Origin of the sequence: Microcystis aeruginosa LEGE 91341 (assembly GCF_015206885.1) — a bacterium.
GTDB lineage: Bacteria > Cyanobacteriota > Cyanobacteriia > Cyanobacteriales > Microcystaceae > Microcystis > Microcystis aeruginosa_H.
In genome coordinates, this window is the sequence record NZ_JADEXY010000024.1 from 17736 (window position 1) to 36489 (window position 18754).

18 protein-coding genes and 1 pseudogene are annotated in these 18754 nt (G+C 43.7%); 11 read left to right on the top strand and 8 right to left on the bottom strand.

The genetic code is table 11. From position 1 onward, the window contains the following. The first annotated feature begins 68 nt into the window (after positions 1-68). The 9 genes from murQ (at position 69) to IQ234_RS05785 (ending at position 7156) form a co-directional block, all read left to right on the top strand. The gene (murQ, locus tag IQ234_RS05745; RefSeq protein ID WP_193956372.1) at positions 69-989 is read left to right on the top strand and encodes an N-acetylmuramic acid 6-phosphate etherase; all 921 of its coding nucleotides are present in this window, start codon (positions 69-71) and stop codon (positions 987-989) included. Positions 990-1016: 27 nt separating this feature from the next. Then, positions 1017-2507, top strand: a complete 1491-nt coding sequence (locus IQ234_RS05750; RefSeq protein ID WP_193956373.1) for a site-2 protease family protein — start codon at positions 1017-1019, stop codon at positions 2505-2507. A 180-nt stretch (positions 2508-2687) separates the two neighbouring features. Beyond that, positions 2688-3032, top strand: a complete 345-nt coding sequence (locus IQ234_RS05755; protein WP_193956374.1) for a DUF4164 family protein — start codon at positions 2688-2690, stop codon at positions 3030-3032. A gap of 109 nt (positions 3033-3141) precedes the next feature. Next, positions 3142-3720 carry an esterase/lipase family protein gene (locus tag IQ234_RS05760; RefSeq protein ID WP_193956375.1) on the top strand — a complete coding sequence of 193 codons (579 nt, stop codon included), beginning with the start codon at positions 3142-3144 and terminating at the stop codon, positions 3718-3720. Positions 3721-3814: 94 nt separating this feature from the next. Then, entirely contained in the window at positions 3815-4195 is a 381-nt protein-coding gene (locus IQ234_RS05765; RefSeq protein WP_193956376.1) for a hypothetical protein, read from the top strand. 303 nt (positions 4196-4498) lie between these two features. Next, positions 4499-4957, top strand: a complete 459-nt coding sequence (gene rplI / locus IQ234_RS05770; protein ID WP_193956377.1) for a 50S ribosomal protein L9 — start codon at positions 4499-4501, stop codon at positions 4955-4957. Positions 4958-5056: 99 nt separating this feature from the next. Next, positions 5057-5641 carry a chromophore lyase CpcT/CpeT gene (locus IQ234_RS05775; RefSeq protein WP_193956378.1) on the top strand — a complete coding sequence of 195 codons (585 nt, stop codon included), beginning with the start codon at positions 5057-5059 and terminating at the stop codon, positions 5639-5641. Between the two features lie 22 nt (positions 5642-5663). After that, complete coding sequence (gene xth / locus IQ234_RS05780; RefSeq protein WP_193956379.1) at positions 5664-6452, top strand: exodeoxyribonuclease III; 789 nt, start codon at positions 5664-5666, stop codon at positions 6450-6452. 149 nt (positions 6453-6601) lie between these two features. After that, a complete protein-coding gene (locus tag IQ234_RS05785; protein ID WP_193956380.1) occupies positions 6602-7156 on the top strand; it encodes a hypothetical protein in 555 nt (184 codons plus the stop codon). On the opposite strand, the gene IQ234_RS05790 is transcribed toward IQ234_RS05785, so the two are convergent. The 6 genes from IQ234_RS05790 to IQ234_RS05815 form a co-directional block, all read right to left on the bottom strand. Next, positions 7157-7474: a hypothetical protein gene (locus IQ234_RS05790; protein ID WP_193956381.1), complete on the bottom strand. Its 318-nt coding sequence runs from the start codon at positions 7472-7474 to the stop codon at positions 7157-7159. Positions 7475-7596: 122 nt separating this feature from the next. Next, entirely contained in the window at positions 7597-8487 is an 891-nt protein-coding gene (gene crtR / locus IQ234_RS05795; RefSeq protein WP_193956382.1) for a beta-carotene hydroxylase, read from the bottom strand. A 162-nt stretch (positions 8488-8649) separates the two neighbouring features. Then, positions 8650-9027, bottom strand: coding sequence for a helix-turn-helix domain-containing protein (locus tag IQ234_RS05800; RefSeq protein ID WP_193956383.1), 378 nt, complete (start codon positions 9025-9027; stop codon positions 8650-8652). Between the two features lie 17 nt (positions 9028-9044). Beyond that, on the bottom strand, positions 9045-9383 hold the full coding sequence (locus IQ234_RS05805; RefSeq protein ID WP_193956384.1) for a PIN domain-containing protein: 339 nt from the start codon (positions 9381-9383) through the stop codon (positions 9045-9047). Then, positions 9373-9594, bottom strand: coding sequence for a hypothetical protein (locus IQ234_RS05810; RefSeq protein WP_185239292.1), 222 nt, complete (start codon positions 9592-9594; stop codon positions 9373-9375). The genes IQ234_RS05805 and IQ234_RS05810 overlap by 11 nt, the downstream gene beginning before the upstream one ends. An 86-nt stretch (positions 9595-9680) precedes the next feature. Then, complete coding sequence (locus IQ234_RS05815; RefSeq protein WP_193956385.1) at positions 9681-9968, bottom strand: hypothetical protein; 288 nt, start codon at positions 9966-9968, stop codon at positions 9681-9683. A 127-nt stretch (positions 9969-10095) separates the two neighbouring features. Here IQ234_RS05815 and gltB point away from each other — a divergent pair, with 127 nt between their 5' ends. Together gltB and IQ234_RS05825 are read left to right on the top strand one after the other, a co-directional pair. Beyond that, positions 10096-14670, top strand: coding sequence for a glutamate synthase large subunit (gene gltB, locus IQ234_RS05820; protein WP_193956386.1), 4575 nt, complete (start codon positions 10096-10098; stop codon positions 14668-14670). A gap of 62 nt (positions 14671-14732) precedes the next feature. Next, positions 14733-15605: pseudogene (locus IQ234_RS05825) on the top strand (Swt1 family HEPN domain-containing protein); the annotation flags it as partial. Between the two features lie 862 nt (positions 15606-16467). On the opposite strand, the gene IQ234_RS05830 reads toward IQ234_RS05825, so the two are convergent. Further along, positions 16468-17202 (bottom strand): M15 family metallopeptidase, encoded by a 735-nt coding sequence (locus IQ234_RS05830; RefSeq protein WP_193956388.1) that lies wholly within the window; start codon positions 17200-17202, stop codon positions 16468-16470. A gap of 31 nt (positions 17203-17233) precedes the next feature. Next, on the bottom strand, positions 17234-18625 hold the full coding sequence (locus tag IQ234_RS05835; protein WP_193956389.1) for an NAD-dependent malic enzyme: 1392 nt from the start codon (positions 18623-18625) through the stop codon (positions 17234-17236). Positions 18626-18754: the final 129 nt, after the last annotated feature.

Genomic DNA, 18754 nt, shown 5'->3' on the forward strand with positions numbered 1-18754 from the left:
TCAAGCTTTTAGCCCACCGATTCGCTATATACTAAAAATAATCTTACGAAAAGCTCAATTAAACCGTTATGGAACAGTGGGAAAGCAGAGGACACCTGTTAACCGAACAAATTAACCCAAACAGCCTAAATTTAGACCAATTAAACCCGCTCGAATTGGTGGATCTCTTCAATCAGGAGGATGCCCAAACCCTAAAAGCGATCGCCATGGCCCGGCAAGAATTGGCCCTAGCAATCTCCCTGACCGGTCAAGCTCTGGCTAAAGGTGGTAGGCTCTTTTACATTGGGGCGGGAACCAGTGGCCGGCTGGGGGTTTTGGACGCGGCCGAATGTCCTCCCACCTTCTGCACTCCCCCGGAATTGGTACAGGGAATTATTGCCGGTGGAGCGGCGGCGCTGGTGCGTAGTTCCGAAGATTTGGAGGATAAAGCGGAAGATGGGGCGGCGATTATTGCCCAGCGAGAAATTCACGAATTAGACGTGGTAGTGGGGATTACCGCCGGGGGGACGACTCCCTACGTTCACGGGGCTTTACAGGCGGCAAAACAGCGAGGTGCGACGACGATTGCCATTAGTTGTGTCCCCGCCGAACAAGTGGAGATCCCTGTGGATGTGGATATCCGCTTATTGACTGGACCAGAACTTCTGGCCGGCTCCACTCGCCTGAAAGCGGGAACGGTGACGAAAATGGCTTTAAATATCCTTTCCACAGGGACAATGGTAATGTTAGGCAAGGTTTACGGCAACCAGATGGTCGATGTGGCTGTTACTAATCATAAACTCCATGACCGCGCCCTACGGATTATCTGCCACCTTACCGATGCTAGTCGTGAGGAAGCGGCAATTTTACTGGAAAAAAGTGGCCGCCGGGTTAAACTGGCTTTGTTAATGCAGAAAACGGGACTTTCGGCGGCCGCAGGACAAGAATTGTTACAAAAACATCGGGGTCAATTACGGGCCGCTCTGCAAGCTTATAATCAAATTGATTGATAAAAACCTATTGATTTTGACTTTCCTATGGTTAATATTTCTTCGGAAATTGCTGCGATCGCTGTTATTTTCCTCGTCGCTGCTGGTATCTTGACTTGGAGTTTTTATCGGTCTAAACCCTACGGTCAACTGGGAATTTTAGCTTGGTTACAATCCTTGGTACTAATAGCTCCTTGGTTAATTTTTTTCGGGCTATTTGCCGCGGGAATTGAACTCAATCTAGCAGTAATTCTCTTTTTACTGGTTGCTTCCACCATTATCTATATTTATTTGGGCAACCGTTTACGCTTACTGAAAACCAATCAGATAATTGAACCAAAAGTTAACCCAGTAGTTAGCCAGTCCGTTACTCCCCTAGAAACCCCAGCTGCGGTGACAGCAATTGTACCCGATGTGATGCCAATTTCCGAACAGGATCTAAAAGTTATTCAGAGTATTTTTGGGATAGATACTTTTTTTGCCACCGAAACTATCTCTTTTCAGGAAGGGGCAATTTTTAAAGGCAATTTACGGGGAGAACCGGATAGCGTTCACTCTCGCTTAACCCAGAAATTAAGTAATCATTTTGGCGATAAATATCGTTTATTTCTGGTGGAAGGAACCGAGGAAAAACCGGTGGTAATTATCCTTCCCAAAACTAATGATCCTAGTCCTGCAACTCTTGCTCAAAAAAATCTCTCTTTAGTTTTGTTAGTCGCCACCCTTGTCACCAGCTTAGAAGCAGCGGGAATTTTATTGGGTTTTGATTTGTTTAGTAATTGGCAGAGATATCGAGAAGCAATTCCCCTGAGTTTGGGTTTATGGTCGGTATTAATTGCCCACGAAATCGGTCATCTAATTATCGCTAAACGCCATAATGTTCGTCTCAGTTTACCCTATTTTCTTCCCACTTGGCAGATTGGTTCTTTTGGGGCGATTACTCGTTTTGAATCTTTATTGTCTAACCGTAGTGTCCTATTTGATATAGCTTTCGCTGGTCCTGCTTTGGGAGGTTTGGTTTCTTTAATTTTGTTAATTGTTGGACTGATTTTATCTAATTCTGCCAGCCTTTTTCAAATCCCTAGTACTTTTTTCCAAAGTTCAATTTTAGTGAGTTTTTTAGCGCGGATAGTTTTAGGCGACGAGTTACAAAATGCCGTTATCTCCGTGCATCCTTTAACTGTTATCGGTTGGTTAGGATTGGTGATTACTGCCCTTAATTTACTGCCCGCTGGACAGTTAGATGGTGGCAGAATTGTTCAGGCTATTTATGGTCGCAAAATTGCCCGCCGTACCACTGTGGCAACTTTGGTTATTTTGGGCATTATTTCCTTAGTTAATTCTAGTAATCCCATTCCTCTCTATTGGACAATTTTAGTCGCTTTTTTACAAAGAGAGTTGGAAAGACCTAGTTTAAACGAGTTAACCGAACCCGATGACACCCGCGCTGGTTGGGGTTTATTACTGCTCTTTTTAATGTTGGCGACTCTGATTCCTTTAAGCCCTAGTTTAGCGGGACGGTTAGGGATCGGTGGCTAAATACTTCCCCGAAATTCTTGCCATTGATTGCCGTCAAAAAAAAGCTTGACAAAAACTCAAGTCTTGACTTATAATTTTATTATAATAGGAATCAGTGTACGCCTATAGACTCCTGATTTTTCGGTAAGATATAGCCCCCAGCATTTAGCCCTGAAGATTTGACTTTTGGAGTTGCTCAAAATGTCTAACGAAACTGTCACTTATTCCCTAGAAGCTGTCCTGACAAGGATTGAGGGGAAAATCGACTCTCTGGAAAAACGCCTTGACGAGAAAATCGACTCTCTGGAAAAACGTATTGATGAGAGATTTGACAAGATAGAAGACCGGTTAACTAAAGTAGAAATAGGACAGGCCGAACTCAAGGGAGAAATCAAAGCTCTGGATGAACGAGTAAGCACAAAAATCGAGGGATTAACTGCAAGGGTTGCCTATCAGGAATTCACCAATCGAGGAATTCTGATAGCATTGGTAGTCGCTATTTTAGGGGGTGCCGCTAAACTTTTTGGTTTTTTCCCTAATCCTTAGAAGTTGACTGCAACCGTACCTAGTAGATAGGCTCTTCCCAAAAATTTTTCGCTCATTACCCCGATCATCCGTTAGAATAGATTCAGAATTCAAGAATAAAATCTCATCTATGAATCCCGTTGTTTTGGTGCATGGTTTTCTGGACACTACGGCTGTTTTTAAACCGATGAGCGAGTATTTAAACTATCATGGTTGGCAGGTGCATAGTTTTAACCTAATTCCCAATCATGGTTACGAAAAGTTAGAAGTTTTAGCCAGTCAGGTGGATAATTATATCGAGAAAAACTTTGCTAAAGAGCAGAAAGTGGATCTGATTGGGTTTAGTATGGGAGGACTAATTACTCGCTACTACCTGCAAAGATTGGGAGGAGTGGCAAGAGTGCAACGTTACCTAAATATTTCTGCCCCGAATCGAGGCACTTTAACCGCGTATAGTTTACCCTTAGATGGGATTAGACAAATGCAGCCGGGGAGTCAATTTCTAGAGGATTTAAATCAAGATTGCCAACAAATTTTAAATAAAATTAAAACCACAGTTATCTGGACTCCCTACGATTTAATGATATTTCCTGCCCATAGTTCCCGTTTATCGGTGGGCAAAGAAATTTCCATTCCCGTATTGCTTCATGCTTGGATGGTCAAAGATAGCAAAGTTTTAACAACAATTAAAGAGACTTTATTAGAATAGAAATACTGGTTGTCTCCAACACTGGAACAAGGTCAAAATATTACCGACAAAAAAGTTAATTTTTATCAAAAAAGCTTGACTTAAGGTTATAATTGTGCTAGGCGATCAAATTCCTCTAGGTGTCACCATGTCCACTCAAGAACCCACCCTAACCGATGTTCTCAACGAACTGAAAAGCTTCCAAACAGCAGTAAATCAACGTTTTGAGGCGATAGACCAACGTTTTGAAGCGATAGATCAAAGTTTTGAGGAAATAGACCAACGTTTTGATGCTATGGGGCAACGCTTTCAGGAAATAGACCAAAGATTAGACAAGCTCGACTATAAATTTGACACCTACGAAAAAGCCTCCGAGAAAGTGCTGAGATTAGCCACGACAATTATTATCGCGGCCGCCACCGTAGCGGTTTTACCCTCGGCCTTTCAGGCAATCGGTCCCCTATTAACCCAAATAATCGCCGCCGGCAATAACTAACTTGGGTTTGCTGAATAATGGTAAAACCCTTTTAAAATAAGGCTTTTGACCTGTTAAAATCCGATGTTCATGCTGCGAAAATCGGATTGGGACTCTCAAAAACCTTGCATTATCCTTCTTTTAGTACATAAATTGGTACGAAAAGAGAGGGCAACAAAGCCTGAAACTCCCGACTCCTGACGACCGGCTCCTGACTCCTTAACCCCACCAAAAAACTTTTTCAGCACACCCTAACTTGTGATCGAGACTTGACGATTGCATGGTATGATAAAGGTTTTAGAACTATTGTTTTAGGTCAAGATCATGGCGAAACGAATGCAGGTTATCCTCAATCAAAAAGTCAGCAAATTGGGTGAAAATGGCGATGTGGTAGAAGTAGCACCCGGTTATGCGCGCAATTACCTTATCCCCCAAGGTGTGGCCGTTTTAGCCACCAAAGGCGCGATGAAACAGGCAGAATTTAGGAAAGAAAAAGAGCGTCAACGTCTCCTCGCTGAAAGACAAGAAGCGGAAACCAGAAAAACTGCGATCGAAAAACTCAGTCCCTACACCATCCCTAAACAGGTGGGTGAAAACGAGGCGATTTTCGGTACTGTCACCAGTCAAGATGTGGCTACGGTTATTCTAGAAAATGCTAAATTAGAAATCGATCGCCGTGGTATTACCGTCCCCGATATCGGTCAATTGGGAGTCTATAAAGTACAAGTCAAACTCCATCCCGAAGTTAATGCCGATATAGAAATTAAAGTAATTGCACAATAACAATTATCGGGGCATAGTTATCAGTAATCAGTGAAAATTTATCAGAGCGATTAACTAGCTGATGGCTGATAGCTAATAGCCATTTATATCTCAACAATTATGACTCATTCCACGGATATAAAAACCCTAGCACGCTGGATGGCGGCGGATTTTAGTAATCAAGAACAAGCTTTTGCTAATCCGCCTTTTTTTGCCCATATTCGCGTGTGTATGCGTCCTTTACCCGATGAATTACTGAAGGGAACCAGTTTGTTTTTAGAGCAGGCCTACGATTTTATGCTCAATACCCCCTATCGTTTGCGAGTATTTAAATTATCGGTAGTCGATGACCATATTGAACTAGAAAACTTTAAAGTCAAAGAGGAAGCTAACTTTTTTGGTGCTTCTAGAGAACCCCAGCGTCTCAAAAATCTCACCTTAGACCTATTAGAACCGATGGCGGGTTGTGATATGAATGTAACTTGGACAGGTAACAGTTTTAAAGGGGTGGTGAAACCGGGGAAACAATGTTTAGTCTTTCGCAAAGATAAAATGACTTATTTAGATAATAGTTTTGAAATTAGTGAACGGGGATTAATTAGCGTTGATCGCGGTTTAGATCCCGAAACCGATCAATTAGTCTGGGGTTCGATCGCCGGTCCTTTTGAGTTTGTGCGTCGCAGTAGTTTTGCTGAGGAAGTGTGAGAAAAATTCTCGGTTTTTAGCTATGAAAATCGCCACATGGAATGTCAACTCGATTCGCAGCCGACAAGAGCAGGTAATTAACTGGTTACAACTCAATCCCGTTGAGGTTTTATGTTTGCAAGAAACTAAGGTAATCGATCGAGATTTTCCCAGAGAAGCTTTTGAATCTTTGGGTTATCATCTCTATATTTCTGGACAAAAAGCCTATAATGGTGTAGCGATTTTTAGCCAGAAACCTCTGGACGATATCACTGTGGGATTTAGTCCCATTATCGGCGAAAATTTAACGGGAGAACTAGACGAACAAAAACGTTTAATTACTGGAGTAATCGGCGATATTCGGATTATTAATCTCTACGTTCCTAACGGTTCTTCCCTAGATAGTGATAAATATATTTATAAGCTTAAATGGTTAGAAACTCTCAGGAAATATCTAGATAAAATAATTAATTCTCAGCCCCAAGAATTATGTATCTGCGGAGATTTTAATATTGCCTTAGAAGATAAAGATATTTATGATCCCAAGGACAAAGAAAATCATATTATGTCTTCAGCTAAAGAAAGAGAAGCTTTAGAAAAGGTCTTAGAAATTGGTTTACAAGATGCCTTTAGAAAATTCACCTCGGCACCGGGACATTATAGTTGGTGGGATTATCGCAGCGGTGGTTTTTCTCGTAACCGAGGTTGGCGAATTGATCATCTTTATTTAACTCCTCAGCTATACGAAAAAGCCGTTAATTGTCTGATCGATCGAGAACCCAGAAAACAAGAAAAACCTAGCGATCATACCCCTGTTATTCTGGAAATATAAGGCAAAAATAGCTAAAGGATCAACCTAAACTTTGCACCGCCATAATTTTGCTCTCTTAGCTTCCCTAACTAGGGACTTTCACCTTGAGGATTTATTCGGTAACGAGAAAATGCTATGATTCGGGTTGAATTTACCAAGTTTATTAAATTATGCGTTCTCCCCAATTAATTGTTCTATTGCTCGGTTTATCCCTTCTCCCCAGCATCTCCCCCCCTTTTGTCCATGCTAATCCCTCGATAGTGCCAGTGAAACAATCGAGTAATCGCGATGGGGGACAAAAAATCAGTGAAGCGGAAATTAAAGCAATGATTCAAGACATTGAAACCGCTATTAAAGATAAAAATATCGCCCTAATCCTCAAACACTATGCCCCGTTTATTTCCTCGCAATTGACCATTAAAACCGATGCTAGTACCGAAATTTTTGAGTTAGATGGTATCACGGAACATAAAATATTTTTAGAGGAATCCTACAAAAATATCAAAAGTATAGAGGTTCTTTCTGAGAATTGGGACGTGGATATTCTTGCTAATGACGAGATGGCGATTATCACTCGCGAGCGGGTAGTCAATATTACCAATACCGAGGGTGATAACTATATAGTGGCATCGGAAGCAGTGGCTAAAGTCGCTCCCATCGACGGCAAATTGAGGATCTTTTCCATTCAAGAAACCGCCGAAGTGGGACGCAGACCAAACAAATAATTAGTTTCTCCGGTTGGGACTGGACCAACCCGACTCCCGGCGTCTTCGTCCCTCGATAAAACCGTCATCGTAGTCTCTGGAATTGCGCGGATTATCATAGCGGGCAAAGTTAAAACCGTCCTCTAGTCCGCGCTGAAATTCTTGCTCTGGTGGTACAAATCGATAACGTTGTCTATTATCCTGTACCGCTCGGTTGATTAACAAGGCCCCCGCTCCAATACCAACGGCCTCACCAAAGGTTAAAGACTTAGCATAATTGATGTTAATTGTCAAGAAAGTTGTTGTTAAAATTAAGGCTTTTCCCCAATGTTGACCCATAAAATCCTCCTTCAAAAAATCAGGTTGACAACAAAACCAGTACAGATAGAGAGTTTCTCATAAAATCGACCACCGACTCCCTCAAATGAAAACTTTGTACCTCACCATTACGATAAATGAGATCAAGAAGTTTTGGAAGAATGGGAATGAAAGCGAATCCCCAAGAAGACATCGTAGAGAAAACTCCAGAAATTCTTACCTTGCAGTAAACCCAAAGACTGTTCACACTCTTTTGCGTCTAAAAGCGGTTTAGTGGCATAGTATGCCGGTTGGTATTTGTACCAGGGAATCGACGGCCAAAGATGATGCACGAGATGATAATTCTGCCCTAAAATCAGCAGATTTAACAGGGGACTGGGGTAAACTCGGGCATTTTTCCAACGATTACGCTCTTGGAAAGGACGATGGGGAAGATAATCAAAAAATAAACCGAGGGCAATTCCCACCACTAAAGCGGGAACAAACCAAAAATTCATCACATAGCCAATAAAACCATATTGACAGGCGACAATGACTATGGTAGCCACAAAAAGACGACTGAGGAACCATTCCAGCAGTTCGTATTTTCGCCAGAGTTGCCGCTTAAAAAAGAAGATTTCGTGATAAAAAAATCTGGCCGCAATCATCCACAACGGTCCACCAGTGGAGACAAAATGATCCGGATCATTTTCGGGATCGTTAACGTGCGCGTGGTGCTGTAAATGGACTCTAGTGAAGACCGGAAAGGCAAAACCGAGCATTAAAGCACTGCCATGACCTAAAATAGCATTAAATACCCGATTCCTATGGGCAGAATTATGAGAGGCATCGTGGATAACTGTCCCCGATAAATGTAAAGCGAGGACATTAGCACTAAAACAAATCAAGTCCGGCCAGGACCATAGCCAATAGCCACAGGTAGATAGGGTTATTAGGCTCAAGGCACTGAAAAACATGGTAACGTTTGGGTTGAAGCCCCCCGGTGCTTTTAAATACTCTTTGGGGACTGTCAGCAACATCTCGGCCGACTGCATTATGGGTGTTGCTCCTTATTGTGTTCGCTTTACTGGCGTAAATTATCATACTACGCCTTTTTCATAAAGTTTTGTAACATTATCTTAATTAATCTAAGCTCTGAAGAAAGTAAGGATTTGTTATATGGTCTTCCCCCCTCAGTCCCCGAAGGAAAAGCGAGGCTACAAGAGAAAATCACGGGCGCTTAACGCCAGTTTCGCACTTAAACGATTAAAAAATTCGGCTAGAGACTCGGCTTGAGTGGGAGCGATCGCCTGTTTCCCCCCTATCACCGATTCTACCCTATCCCGATCGCCGAAAATATCGGTAAGACACTCCCTATCGATATCGAATTCATCAAGTAAAGATTCTAACGTAGCGGTAGGATTTGTTCGGGCGATCGGATAATGTTTCCGCTCGTATTCTTCCACTAATAACACCAATAAATCAAATAATAGTCCTTCGTCATTGCTTAACTCCCGTGACATCATCCCTTCAATTATGCTTAAAAATCGCTCGTATTCTTGGGAGTTATTAATCGGTTTCGGTTGATACTGCAAGCGACCTTGAACCTCTACTAAATTTTTCCAGTTAGCCTTACTAGCGAAGTTATTATTAAACTATCAAAGTAACTATATTGATAGCGTTCCGCTAGATTCAATGCCATCTCTATCGTATTAACAGAAACGAGGACGATTGGGAATCCCTCGGAAAGCTCTTGTACAGCTTCTCGAATTTGCGAATAGCTTAGGGAAAATTTCCGTTTTAATACATTTATGGTTTCATTTAAAACCTGTGTACTAATCCAAGCCTCACCCAATCGAACACAATCAATCGCTCGCTGTCGTTTATCAGGCTCATCCTCAGAATACCCGTAAATTAAGACATTAGTATCAAAAAAAACTTTATCGGGCATTAGCCTCGTCCCGATCGAATCTAAATCCCCGTGTATTTAAAGAAATCGCCTCGAACATCGTTTTTTCAGTTTTCTGGCTCGGATCGGGGACGATTTCCGAGTCATCCAAAACAATCACCCGTATCATCTTACCTTCCCATCGAGAAGAATATCGGGGGGGAACGCTCACTTGACCGTCATGAATAACCGTCCTAAATTCGATCGCTTCCATACATAGCTCCAATTAAACCCTATCTCTACTTTAGCTCTAGAGTTAAGCGATCATAACTCGGACGTATTTTAGAGACTAGAATAAGGTTAAAAATCGCTTGGAGGGCTTACGGTGATGGACGAAAAAGAAACAGGACTAAATGAACGGGAATTAGAGTAAATTCTGGAAATGGCACGGGATGCGGCGGAAAAAGCCCGAACAATGGGCGAGGTAATTACAGAAAATTCAAAAAAATGGCGGGAGAGAGCAGCAAGAATCAATCGAACGGAATCGAGATAGCGATCGAGTATTTCTTCGATTATAGGAGCGATCGAACTTGTATCGGAAAAGCGATCTCGATCAGGGGGTAAAGCAGCGAGAGGAACCCTTGTCACATCGAAACATTTCCTTAAGATATAAGACCGAAGGTCCAGTCTGGATACAGAATTGATATACCTAGAATCGCTACTCTGGCTCACCCTCTAGGCCCTTCCCTTCCAGACTGCTAGGCTATCAGACAAAATGAATAACAATCAAACTCCACGGAAACAAGGACTATACGATCCCCAATTTGAACATGATGCTTGTGGTGTCGGTTTTATCGTTCATAAAACGGGTAAAAAGTCCCACGATATTGTTGAACAGGCCTTAACAATTCTACTAAACCTCGATCACCGTGGCGCGTGCGGTGCGGAAAAAAATACCGGAGATGGGGCGGGTATTTTGTGCCAAATCCCTGACCTATTTTTCCGGAAAGTGACCAGCAATCTAGGTTTTACCTTACCAGCAGCGGGACAATACGGGGTGGGAATGCTCTACACAGCCCCTGATGCCGAAATTCGCGGGAAAAGTCGCCAGGAATTCGAGAAAATCGCCGCCGAAGAGGGGTTAAAAGTTCTCGGTTGGCGTGATGTTCCCACGGATAACTCTAGTTTAGGCAATTCGGCCAGATCTACCGAACCCTTTATCGAACAGGTTTTTATCGAACGCAATGCCAATTTAAGCGATGATCTAGCCTTTGAACGCAAATTATACGTTATTCGCAAGCGTTCCCACCTCAATCGTCAATCTTTTAATCGTTACTGGTATCCTTGCAGTATTTCTAGTCGTACCATTGTCTATAAAGGGCAATTAATGCCGGTACAGGTGGGTGACTATTTCCCCGATTTACACGACCCCGACTTTCAAAGTGCTTTAGGATTAGTCCATTCCCGTTTTAGTACCAATACCTTCCCCAGTTGGGAACGCGCCCATCCTTACCGTTATATTGCCCACAATGGCGAAATTAATACCCTGCGAGGTAATATTAACTGGATGCACGCCCGTCAGTCGATGTTTGCCTCACCCTTATTCGGGGAAGACATCAAAAGAATCCAGCCGGTTATTAATATCGAGGGTAGTGACTCCTTAATTTTTGATAATGCCCTAGAATTAATGGTTTTATCGGGGCGTTCTCTCCCTCACGCTGTCATGATGATGATTCCTGAACCCTGGGCAGCCCACGAATCGATGAGTGATGAGAAAAAAGCCTTTTATGAATACCATTCCTGTTTGATGGAACCCTGGGATGGTCCGGCCTCGATCGCTTTTACCGATGGTACGATGATGGGAGCAGTGTTAGACCGCAATGGTTTACGTCCTTCCCGTTACTACGTCACTAAGGATGACCTAGTAATTATGGCATCGGAAGCGGGAGTTTTACCCATTGAACCGGAACGCGTCGCTTTAAAAGGTCGTCTGCAACCCGGCCGGATGTTCCTTGTGGATATGAAAGAAGGTCGTATCGTGGCCGATGAGGAGATAAAAGAAGCTATTGCCAAAGCTCATCCCTATCGCCAGTGGTTAAACGAAAATTTAGTCAATTTAGACGATTTACCAGCCGTTGAAACTGTTCCACCGGAAACTGCTGTTTCCCTAATTCAACAGCAAACCGCTTTCGGTTACACTTTTGAGGAATTACGTCTTTTATTAGCCCCCATGGGCCGGGATGGAGTGGAAGCAGTGGGTTCCATGGGTTCCGATACACCCCTAGCCGTCTTGTCCGATCGCCCAAAACTGCTTTATGATTACTTTCAGCAGTTATTCGCCCAAGTCACTAACCCCCCGATTGACTCGATTCGCGAAGAAATTATCACCTCTCCTATTACCACTATCGGTGCGGAGAGAAATCTCTTGGATCCGCAGCCAGAAAGCTGTCACCTGATTAAACTTAACTCTCCCATCCTCACTAACGCCCAATTAGCGCGTTTACAGGGCAATAGCGAATTTAAAACCGTGACTATTCCCATTCTCTTCGATCCCACTTCGGGAGTCGAGGGAATGCGTAGCACAATTGAGGCAATTTGTCAAGAGGTGGACGAGGCAATTTTAGCGGGCGCGAGTATTATTATTTTAAGCGATCGAGGTATCGATAAAAATCACGCCCCGATTCCCTCACTGCTGGCGGTTGCTGGTTTACACCATCATCTCATCCGGCAGGGAACCCGCACCAGAGTCGGCCTTGTCTTGGAATCCGGCGAACCCCGGGAAGTACATCACTACGCCCTTCTCCTCGGTTATGGTTGCGGTGCGATTAATCCCTATCTAGCCTTTGCCACCCTCGGCAGTATGATCGAGGAAGGATTATTGGTAGGAGTTGACCACCAGACCGCCTGTAAAAACTACATAAAAGCCGCCACCAAGGGCGTAATTAAAGTGGCCTCTAAAATTGGCATTTCTACCCTGCAAAGCTACCGTGGGGCGCAAATATTCGAGGCTATCGGCTTAAATCGATCGGTAGTCGATCGCTATTTTACTTGGACAGCTTCCCGCATTGAAGGGGCCGATTTAGAAATTATTGCCAAAGAATCCCTACTCAGACACGGCCACGCTTTCCCCGACCGGGATGTTAATGTGCATACCCTCGATATTGGCGGTGAATATCAATGGCGTAAGGACGGGGAAGCCCATCTTTTTAGCCCAGAAACCATTCATACCCTGCAACAAGCGGTAAAATTGGGCAAATACGACCTCTTTAAGAAATATTCCCAACTGGTCAACCAACAAAATCAAAAATTCTTCACCCTGCGGGGACTATTAACCTTTAAAAACCGGGAAAGTATCCCCATCGAAGAAGTGGAACCGATTGAAGCGATTATGAAACGCTTTAAAACCGGGGCCATGAGTTACGGTTCTATTTCCAAAGAGGCCCACGAATCCCTCGCTATTGCCATGAATCGTATCGGTGGCAAGTCGAACACTGGGGAAGGGGGCGAAGATTCCGAGCGCTACACTTGGACAAATGAACGGGGAGACTCGAAAAATAGTGCCATTAAACAGGTAGCTTCCGGCCGTTTTGGTGTCACCAGTCTTTACCTTTCCCAAGCGCGAGAATTGCAGATAAAAATGGCCCAGGGGGCAAAACCGGGGGAAGGCGGTCAATTACCGGGTAAAAAAGTCTATCCTTGGATTGCCAAAGTCCGTCACTCCACCCCCGGAGTTGGTTTAATCTCTCCCCCACCCCACCACGATATCTACTCGATTGAAGACCTCGCGGAGTTGATTCATGACCTAAAAAATGCCAATCGCGCAGCGAGAGTGAGCGTAAAACTGGTTTCTGAGGTGGGAGTCGGCACAATCGCCGCCGGAGTCGCTAAAGCTCACGCCGACGTGGTTTTAATCTCTGGTTTCGATGGTGGGACCGGTGCTTCACCCCAAACCTCGATTAAACACGCAGGTTTACCCTGGGAGTTGGGACTAGCAGAAACCCATCAAACATTGGTGTTAAATAATCTTCGCAGTCGCATCGCGGTGGAAACCGATGGCCAGATGAAAACTGGGCGCGATGTGGTGGTAGCGACGCTATTGGGGGCCGAAGAATTCGGTTTTTCGACTGCGCCACTGGTGACGTTGGGCTGTATTATGATGCGGGTTTGTCATCTTAATACCTGTCCGGCGGGGGTAGCGACTCAGGATCCGTTATTACGGAAAAATTTCATCGGAGATCCCGAATATACGGTGAATTTCATGAAATTTATCGCCCAGGAAGTGCGGGAAATTATGGCCGAATTGGGATTCCGCACCTTAAATGAAATGGTGGGGCGAACTGATGTATTAGAGCCAAAACAGGCGGTAGAACATTGGAAAGCGAAAGGAATTGACCTAACTCCGATTCTCTATCAACCGGAGGTGGATCCAGAGGTAGGGCGTTATTGTCAGATTCCCCAGGACCACGGTTTAGATAAGTGCTTGGATATAACCGTTTTACTGGATTTATGCAAGGATGCCATTGAAAAAGGCGAAAAAGTCAAGGCGACACTACCGATTAAAAATATTAACCGCGTGGTGGGGACGATTTTAGGCAACGAAATCACTAAACGTCACTGGGAGGGTTTACCGGAAGATACCGTACATCTCCATTTTCAGGGCAGCGCGGGGCAGAGTTTCGGTGCTTTTGTTCCCAAAGGGGTGACACTGGAGTTAGAGGGGGATGCCAATGATTATGTGGGCAAGGGTTTAAGCGGTGGCAAAATCATCGTTTATCCGCCTAAAGGTTCCACTTTTGCGGCCGAGGAGAATATTATCATCGGTAATGTGGCTTTATACGGTGCAACCAGTGGTGAGGTGTATATTTCTGGGGTTGCTGGGGAACGTTTCTGTGTCCGCAATTCTGGGGTTAATACCGTGGTTGAGGCCGTTGGCGACCATGCCTGTGAGTATATGACGGGGGGTAAAGTCGTTGTTTTAGGACCCACCGGTCGCAATTTCGCCGCCGGGATGAGTGGTGGTGTCGCCTACGTCCTCGATGAGTCGGGGGATTTCGCCACTCGTTGCAATACCCAAATGGTGGCTTTAGAGGCGCTAGAAGGGGAAGAAATCGACGATTTACGCGAGTTAATTCAACGCCATGCTGATTACACCCATAGTCAAAAAGCAGCCCTGGTTTTAGCAAATTGGTCGGAAATCTTGCCCAAGTTTGTTAAGGTAATGCCCAAGGATTATAAGCGGATGTTGCAGTGTATTAAAGAGGCGTTAGATTCCGGTTTAACCGGCGATTCTGTCCTCGATGCGGCTTTTGAAGCCAACGCCCGCGATGTGGCAAGGATTGGCGGTAGTTAGAGTTTCATGGGGGGCTGAATAAGCCCCCTTTTTTTCAATAGACAAGTTAAAATAGAGGTTAGATGTTGTTTATAGACCTAACTCCTGTCATTCCAATAGACACACAAAACAATTTTCTAACCTTTGAAATCTTCGCATTTGACACTTCTAATCAATCTCATATCAAAACTCCTGATAATTTAGTCTATCTTCTCGCCTCGAATAATTCATTTTGGAAGGGAACACCACAAATAGATTGTAACAGTCGCCAAATCAAGGATAATTTTATAGAAATTACAGTAAATCCAATTAAATTTGATCAAGACAGCAAAGATAAATGTATTACAGGTTTTTCAATTGTTGTAAAGGGAGAATATGATTGTTTAGAACCTCAACGTATTCCAATTTTAAATTTTTTCAAAGAACAAAAATTAGAAACACTGTATATAGTAAAAGACGAAATTTCTGAGCAGATTGCTGTTCAAATTTATCCTTATATTTATCGTGTGGAAAACCATTTAAGAGCCTACATAACGAAATTCATGACAACCAAGATAGGAGTGAATTGGTGGAAAACGGAAGCCCCCCAAGATTTTAGCAAGAAAGTTAATGACAGAAAAAATAATGAAACAAAATTTGCAAGCTATATTGACAATAAACTCTATCTGATAGATTTTAATGATTTAGGTGAGTATATATACAAGCTTTCATCTGGTTGTATAACCAAAGAGGATTTAATTAAAAAAATTGATGGGCTTGAAGAAACTCCCGAAGCAATTCGTAAATTAAAAGAAGAAATTAAAAGCAACTATGATAAGTTTTTTAAGGAATCATTTAAAGACAGAAATTTTCAATCTAATTGGGAGAAACTGTATAAAATCAGAAACAAAGTAGCTCATAATAATCTTTTTACCAATGACGACTTAAGTGTGGCCGAAGAAAAACACCGAGACTTAATTGAAACAATCAAGAACGCGGAGCAGAAACTTGAAGGACTGATATTAACTCCTGAAGAAGTAGGATTAATACAAGAAGAAGCAAATTCTATAGAAGATAGACAATATCCCATCGAAAAATTGATGGATATAGTAGGAAAGTTACCATCCGAAAAATTGATGGATCCATTAAGAAAGTCACCATCCAAAAAGATGGATCTAGTAGGAAAGTTACCATCATGCCATTCTCTTATCACTCCTTCTGGCTTAAACTTAAGACGAATGAAAACCGAAAAATTGATGGATATAGTAGGAAAGTTACCACCCGAAAAATTGATAGATCTATTAAGAAAGTCACCAGATGAAACCCTTATAGAGAAGGACATTGATGCGATTTTGTCAATTGTTTTCGATCTAGAACGAACTAATCAATAGAACTCTTGCAAGATAAGGATTTAGTCGATTTATGCCACCCTTTAGGAAGTTGATGGGTGCTGCTACTGAGTGGGGATTCGTTGAGTGTGTACCAGAGCAGAGTATGGCTATCAATTAGACATTTCAAAGCAGATACTCCGAGAAGTCTTGTAAGTGTTCTTTATCATCGGCTTAATTTTGCCAGTGGGAAATTATTATCGGTAATTAACAATTCTTCCCCTAGTTTGAAATTGTATATCAGTTCAGGCAGTTTGGCTTGAGCTTCTTGGACAGAGACAATCATAATTTTACGGCAAGCGGGAAGATGAAAGGACTGAGTAACGCACAGAAAACGGGTTTCTCGGAGAAACCCGTTTTCTACTCATGCAAAAAAAGTTGGTGCGTTACGGCAATATTTAGACCTTGATTTTTTACCTAAAAACAATGGATTACCTAACGCACCCTACGTTTATTTTTGTTTTCCTAATTGTTGGGCCTTATAAAAAGTTTCTAAACTGTCACTATCCCCGACAAAACGCCAGTGCCAAGGTTCATAACTAATACCCTGGGGATTGTTTTCAGGGAAAGATAACTCGAAACTATACTGAGCGGCGTTATTTTGCAACCAACGAAAAGCGGCAGTATTAGCAAAACTAAGATTTAAATTCGTTGCGGGAGTGCGACCATCGCCAATATCGATCGCATAACCAGTATGATGTTCGCTGTAACCCGGAGGTGCGCTCACTTCTGCTCGTTTGCGGGTTTCCTGATTGCGTTGTTTTTTAACTTCAAAAAAGAGCTTTTCTTGGGTTGCTTTCGATCGAAATGCGGAAATCGGCATTAAAATCACCCCCGACCTTCTTGCGTCACTCTGCATCTGGATAAAAGCTTTGGCTGCTGCCTTCCTTAAACGCATACCACCATCCCCAGTAATGGGGGCTAATTCCGTCTCTGGGGCCTCTTGATAGGGTAAATGACCTAGAATGTTCTCAATGGGGCTAGGAGTGGCTTTAATCAGGGGGGAGGGGTTAATAACCGGTTTTTTTACGGTAGCAGGGGGACGATTCAAGACTGCTATGGCAATTAGGCCGGTTCCCACCAGAGCAAGTAAACCGCTTGCGATCGCTATAAGACCATTAGGATTAGTAGTTTTTCTGTACTGGCTGTCCCGCAAAGCTTCGGGAATATCATCGATCGGTTTCACGGTTCACTTACCCTCCTGCACGATAATTACATTATTCCCCGGCCACTCCATCTTGACGAGCAGCGTGTTGAACGGCGGCGGCCACAGCCGTAACTACACGACCATCAAAAACCGAGGGAATAATATTCTCTCGATCGAGATTAGCAGGATTGATCAAAGAAGCGATCGCTTTGGCCGCTTCCAGATACATATTATCGGTGATTGCCCTAGCGCGACAGTCCAGGGCCCCGCGAAATAATCCGGGGAAAGCGAGAACATTATTAATCTGATTGGGATAATCGCTGCGTCCGGTAGCCACCACGGCCACTAAATCATTGATTAATTCCGGTTGAATTTCGGGAATCGGATTAGCCATGGCAAAGACGATCGCATTTTTAGCCATTCCCTTGACCATTTCGGGAGTCAATACCCCCGGTGCGCTCACTCCCAAGAAAACATCAGCGCCTTTGAGAGCATCCCCTAGCTTACCACTGGCGGCCACGGCCCAAGCTTGTTTTTCTGGGGTTAAATCGTCCCGGTTTTGGGAGAGGATACCATGGGAATCACAGAGGGTTATATCTGTAGCTCCTGCGGTTTTAAAGAGAGTAGCGATGGCGATTCCCGCTGCACCCGCACCATTAATGACGATTTTGACTGTATCAAGCGATTTTTTGACAAATTTGAGGGCATTAATCAGGGCAGCCAGGGAAACGATCGCTGTACCATGTTGATCATCGTGGAAAACGGGAATATTTAATTCCGCTCGCAGACGTTTCTCGATTTCAAAACAGCGGGGAGCGCCGATATCCTCTAGGTTAATACCCCCAAAAACCGGAGCGATTCTTTTGACGGTTGCGATGATTTCTTCGGGGTCTTGGGTGGCTAAACAGATGGGAAAAGCATCAATTCCGGCGAATTCCTTGAATAACATCGCTTTCCCTTCCATTACTGGTAGGGCAGCCTCTGGCCCGAGATTTCCTAATCCTAATACCGCGCTACCATCGGTCACTACAGCGACGGTGTTGCCCTTGATGGTCAATGAATACACTTGTTCTGGTTGGTGGGCGATAGCGGTGCAGATGCGACCAACTCCGGGGGTGTAGGCCATGGCCAGGTCATCTTGGGAGGTGAGGGGAATACGACTTTCAATGGAGATTTTACCGCGACGATGGAGATCGAAGGTGCGATCGGAAACTTTCAGAAGTTTAACATCCGGTAGAGCTTTAACCGCAGCGATAATCTGTTCCGCTTGGTCGGTACTAGCGGCATCAACCATCACCTCGCGGGTGCTAATCTTTAAATTGCGTTCGATCAGAGAAATTTGCCCTAAATTCCCCCCGACATCGGCGATCGCATTGAGGACAGAAGCGAAGGTTCCCGCTTGATTGGGGATTTCTATCTTGAGACTTAGACTATAGCTAGGATTGGGCGTTAAATGAACCATGCTGAAGGCTTCCAATACTGATAAATATTGATTATCTTCTATCTGTGAGAGACTTTGGTATCTAATCGTGCAGTTTCTTTAGCTATTAGGGTCTCTCTGGGCCTAACACCAGGGGAGCGGGGTGTGGGG

Coding starts and splice junctions, on each gene's coding strand:
- murQ (WP_193956372.1), top strand. CDS start 69: ATGGAACAGTGGGAAAGCAGAGGACACCTGTTAACCGAACAAATTAAC.
- IQ234_RS05775 (WP_193956378.1), top strand. CDS start 5,057: ATGACTCATTCCACGGATATAAAAACCCTAGCACGCTGGATGGCGGCG.
- IQ234_RS05790 (WP_193956381.1), bottom strand. CDS start 7,474: ATGGGTCAACATTGGGGAAAAGCCTTAATTTTAACAACAACTTTCTTG.
- IQ234_RS05810 (WP_185239292.1), bottom strand. CDS start 9,594: ATGGAAGCGATCGAATTTAGGACGGTTATTCATGACGGTCAAGTGAGC.
- IQ234_RS05805 (WP_193956384.1), bottom strand. CDS start 9,383: ATGCCCGATAAAGTTTTTTTTGATACTAATGTCTTAATTTACGGGTAT.
- IQ234_RS05750 (WP_193956373.1), top strand. CDS start 1,017: ATGGTTAATATTTCTTCGGAAATTGCTGCGATCGCTGTTATTTTCCTC.
- rplI (WP_193956377.1), top strand. CDS start 4,499: ATGGCGAAACGAATGCAGGTTATCCTCAATCAAAAAGTCAGCAAATTG.
- xth (WP_193956379.1), top strand. CDS start 5,664: ATGAAAATCGCCACATGGAATGTCAACTCGATTCGCAGCCGACAAGAG.
- crtR (WP_193956382.1), bottom strand. CDS start 8,487: ATGCAGTCGGCCGAGATGTTGCTGACAGTCCCCAAAGAGTATTTAAAA.
- gltB (WP_193956386.1), top strand. CDS start 10,096: ATGAATAACAATCAAACTCCACGGAAACAAGGACTATACGATCCCCAA.
- IQ234_RS05785 (WP_193956380.1), top strand. CDS start 6,602: ATGCGTTCTCCCCAATTAATTGTTCTATTGCTCGGTTTATCCCTTCTC.
- IQ234_RS05760 (WP_193956375.1), top strand. CDS start 3,142: ATGAATCCCGTTGTTTTGGTGCATGGTTTTCTGGACACTACGGCTGTT.
- IQ234_RS05755 (WP_193956374.1), top strand. CDS start 2,688: ATGTCTAACGAAACTGTCACTTATTCCCTAGAAGCTGTCCTGACAAGG.
- IQ234_RS05835 (WP_193956389.1), bottom strand. CDS start 18,625: ATGGTTCATTTAACGCCCAATCCTAGCTATAGTCTAAGTCTCAAGATA.